4 protein-coding genes and 1 pseudogene are annotated in these 3,161 nt (G+C 68.8%); 3 read left to right on the forward strand and 2 right to left on the reverse strand.

The genetic code is table 11. The features are described from left to right. Positions 1-98 precede the first annotated feature (98 nt). Positions 99-584 carry a hypothetical protein gene (locus tag ACIOGZ_RS41765; protein ID WP_400812590.1) on the reverse strand — a complete coding sequence of 162 codons (486 nt, stop codon included), beginning with the start codon at positions 582-584 and terminating at the stop codon, positions 99-101. A 926-nt stretch (positions 585-1,510) separates the two neighbouring features. Here ACIOGZ_RS41765 and ACIOGZ_RS41770 point away from each other — a divergent pair. The 3 genes from ACIOGZ_RS41770 (at position 1,511) to ACIOGZ_RS41780 (ending at position 2,854) form a co-directional block, all read left to right on the forward strand. Then, positions 1,511-2,149, forward strand: coding sequence for an RICIN domain-containing protein (locus ACIOGZ_RS41770; protein WP_400812588.1), 639 nt, complete (start codon positions 1,511-1,513; stop codon positions 2,147-2,149). A 442-nt stretch (positions 2,150-2,591) separates the two neighbouring features. Continuing rightward, complete coding sequence (locus tag ACIOGZ_RS41775) at positions 2,592-2,720, forward strand: hypothetical protein (RefSeq protein ID WP_400989891.1); 129 nt, start codon at positions 2,592-2,594, stop codon at positions 2,718-2,720. After that, positions 2,717-2,854 carry a hypothetical protein gene (locus ACIOGZ_RS41780; RefSeq protein ID WP_400989893.1) on the forward strand — a complete coding sequence of 46 codons (138 nt, stop codon included), beginning with the start codon at positions 2,717-2,719 and terminating at the stop codon, positions 2,852-2,854. Before ACIOGZ_RS41775 ends, ACIOGZ_RS41780 begins: the two co-directional genes overlap by 4 nt. 197 nt (positions 2,855-3,051) lie before the next feature. Here the strand turns inward: ACIOGZ_RS41780 and ACIOGZ_RS41785 are convergent. Then, positions 3,052-3,161, reverse strand: a pseudogene (locus ACIOGZ_RS41785) (MerR family transcriptional regulator); the annotation flags it as partial.

Consider the following 3,161-nt stretch of genomic DNA (forward strand, 5'->3'; position numbering starts at 1 on the left):
CCCCTCAAACGCTCCCAACACCGCAACTGGCCGCAACCAGAACCGGCGACAGTCACCATCACCCAGCCAGGAGCAACCTAAAGTCACCGGCATTGTAGCTAGTACAGGTCCGAGCTGCGGATCGTCGCCCAGCTGATGCTCCGGCCGCCGCTGGGGTTGACGAAGACGACCTTGAGGCCGCCGAGGGCGGAGACCTGAAGGCTGGCCTTCTGCAAGGAGCTGGACTTGAAGGTGTTGGCGGACCAGCAGAGGCGGCTGTTGGCGTCGTAGACGACGAAGTTCCCGTCGCCTTGCATGATCGCCTTGTAGCCGCAGCCCCAGGTGTTGGCCTGCCACACGGGGTGGACGAGACTTGCCTCCTGGTAGGCCCGGTAGAGGACGAGGTTGCCGTCGTTCTGCAGGATCAGCTGGGTGTCTCCCGCTTCGATGTGGCCGCCGCGGTAGAGGATGCCGGGCTCGTCCATGTCCGCGGTCGGCAGGTCGTAGGCTTGCGCGGTCCCTGCCGACGCCACCGTCCCGACCAGTGCCAGCATGCCGGCCGCCATCCCGAGGGCCATGTGCCGCAGCGTCTTCGTTGTCTTCATTTCCCCGTGTGCCTCTCTCGTCTGTTCGCGCCCGTGAACGCGTGGGGCGCCCTGTGCAGGAAGGATCATGCGCGAAGGCGGTAAACAAACGATCAACGCCCACGTGGACCGGCGTCAGCCGAGGCCGGCCACCGAACGCGTCGAGCCGGCGTCAGGCGGGGTGTGCGACGGCCGGTAGGGAGTCCGAGCGGCTCGCCGACCTGGGGTGCGAACGCGGCACAACTGTCCGACCGCCGCGTACGACCGGGTGCCGACCAGGGCTTCCGGCGCAGCGATCCGCACCACGTGAAGCACGGCTGGCACCTTCCACGACGGTGCCGCATCAGCCAGGCCCGCAGGCTCCGTCCGTTCGATCGCCGTACCAGGCTGATGAACGGGTGACTTGACGACAGACAGCGACGGGACGGCCCGCTGTTCGTGCTCCCGCACCGGATGGTGGGGTCCGCCCCGTCGGCGCCACGTGGACGACCAGCGTACGGCTACCAACGGGAGGGCGTTCACAGCGCGCCACTGCTTCCCCGATGAGAACAGGAAAGACGTATACGACGGTCGGGGCGGGTGGTTCGCGAACCTGGACTCGGCTGAGGTCAGCCACCGGAACACCACGGTGGACGTGGCGCTCGTGAAGGCCGGCAACACCGACTTCTTCAAGCCGACTGTGTGGCGGGGCGCCAGTACAAACAGTAGCGGCTCCCAAGGACAGACGAAGTCCGCGGTGGTTGGCGCCGACAGTCCGGTGGTGGGCAACATCGTGATCACCTCCGGGGCCAGTTCCGGCGAGCTGGGGGGGGATCCAGGTCAAGCGCAAGGTTCTCCAGTACGAGGCCCAGGACGGCAATGGCAACAGCAAGCTGTTCGGGCCTGCGTGGAGCGCCAAGCAGCAGTCGAACGGCCCGGCGGCCGGAAGGGGAGACAGCGGCGGGCCGGTGTTCGTCCCCGCGCCTGAGGGCGTCACGGCGGTCGGGATCATTTCGGCAGGTGACCAGCCGGTCTCCTGCCCCGAAGGGGGCGGCCGGTTCTGCGGGAGCGTCCTGAAGTTCGTCGACATCGCGGACGCGTCGGGCCTGCTCGAGGCACCCATTGAGTACCAGACGTCCGGCGGGGAGGCCGCAGTCCAATTCTCGCCCTCGGTCCGGGATTCCGGCAGCGAGTTGCCGTCCAGCGGCGTCCATGAGGAACTCATGTCGGCGAACAACGGATTCGAAGCCGATCTCGAAGGCGGCAGCACCGCCCCGGGTCCCGAGGTCCAGGCCGCCCGAGGCGAAGCGGAGAATCCCAACAACGAATGGGTCTTCTGGGACAAGGGCAACGGGATGTGGCAGATCGAGACGGCCTACGGTGGCGGCATGGTCATCGACCACAACCCGGATACGCACCGGACCCATCTCGCCCACGCCCAGGACGGCAACAACAACCAGCTCTGGTCGTTCCAGGGTGTGGGCGACGGCTGGAACCAGCTCGTGAACGCGGCAGGTGGCTGCCTCACCGCTGACCGGGAGGGCGACGGGCTGGGCGTGTGGGCCTGCAACTCCAACAACGCCGGCCAGAAATGGCGAGTCGGCTGACAGCGTTCGTAGCAGTACGGCTTCAGGGGTGGCGGGCCCGAGATGCCTGCCACCCCAGTGGTGCCTCTCGCGGCCTCGGGTAGGCCCCGGGGCGCCGATCGAGCGGATCTCGGCCCGGCGTACGAGGCAGCGGTCCGCCGCGCCGGGCGCAAGGCTGGTGAGCCTGTGGGCAGGATGCGGTCCCGCGCGGCTGAGGCTGAGGCCGCGAGGCTGAAGTACGAGCGGAAGCGCATGGAACCGCCCGTCCTCGCCTGGCTACAATCCCAACTCGGCACCACTCGGCACCGCCACCCCCGCCGACGACCTCACCAACCGGTACAACCGTCTCGGCGCTGCCCGCGCCGTCGCGACCGAAGTCCTGGCCGAACGCCGCGCTGGGCTGCTCGCCGACCCGCTGCGCCGCGTCGTGGACGGCGTCGTCACCGTGGATCGCGCGGCCAGCTTGACCGGCGTCGAACGTCAACTCACCCAGCTCCAGACCACCCTGGGACCGGACGAGGCCGCGCCCGGCGACGACACCACCCCCCACCTGGACACCGGCACCCTCGTACCTGCGCGCCGCAGCCGATGAAGCGCCCCACCGACATCACCACGGACGAGCCGGACGATGCGGACGTTACTGGCGAACTCGACACCGCGTGGCAGCAGTTGGCCGCCGCCCAGGCCGCCGTCCTCGCCGCGCTCACCTCAAAGGGCTGGCGTTAACGCACCACGCGTCGGTGCGGGCCCTGGATGAAGGCCGGCGCGGTCTCGTTCGCCGCTCTCGCGTGAGGCGCGCCGTAGTGGTGTCGCCCATCTCCGGGGCGACCAGAGCGTGCAGGGTGAGGTCGTCCGCCCCCGTACGGCCCTGTGCGTGGGCCGTACGGTTGGGCGGAGCTGTGGGCCGGGTTGCCGGAGGCCGGTCAGGTGTCGGTTGCGGGTTCCTGGCCGCGCGGGGTGCGGCGGAGTTGTTCGTTGAGGCGCAGGGCTTCTTCGAGTTGGTCTTCGAGGATGATGATGCGGCAGGCGGCTT

The sequence above is a fragment of the Kitasatospora sp. NPDC088160 genome (genome assembly GCF_044741445.1).
Lineage (GTDB): Bacteria > Actinomycetota > Actinomycetes > Streptomycetales > Streptomycetaceae > Kitasatospora.

Excerpts from the sequence above, each read along its gene's own strand:
- ACIOGZ_RS41765 (WP_400812590.1), bottom strand. The coding sequence starts at position 584 with ATGAAGACAACGAAGACGCTGCGGCACATGGCCCTCGGGATGGCGGCC.
- ACIOGZ_RS41780 (WP_400989893.1), top strand. The coding sequence starts at position 2,717 with ATGAAGCGCCCCACCGACATCACCACGGACGAGCCGGACGATGCGGAC.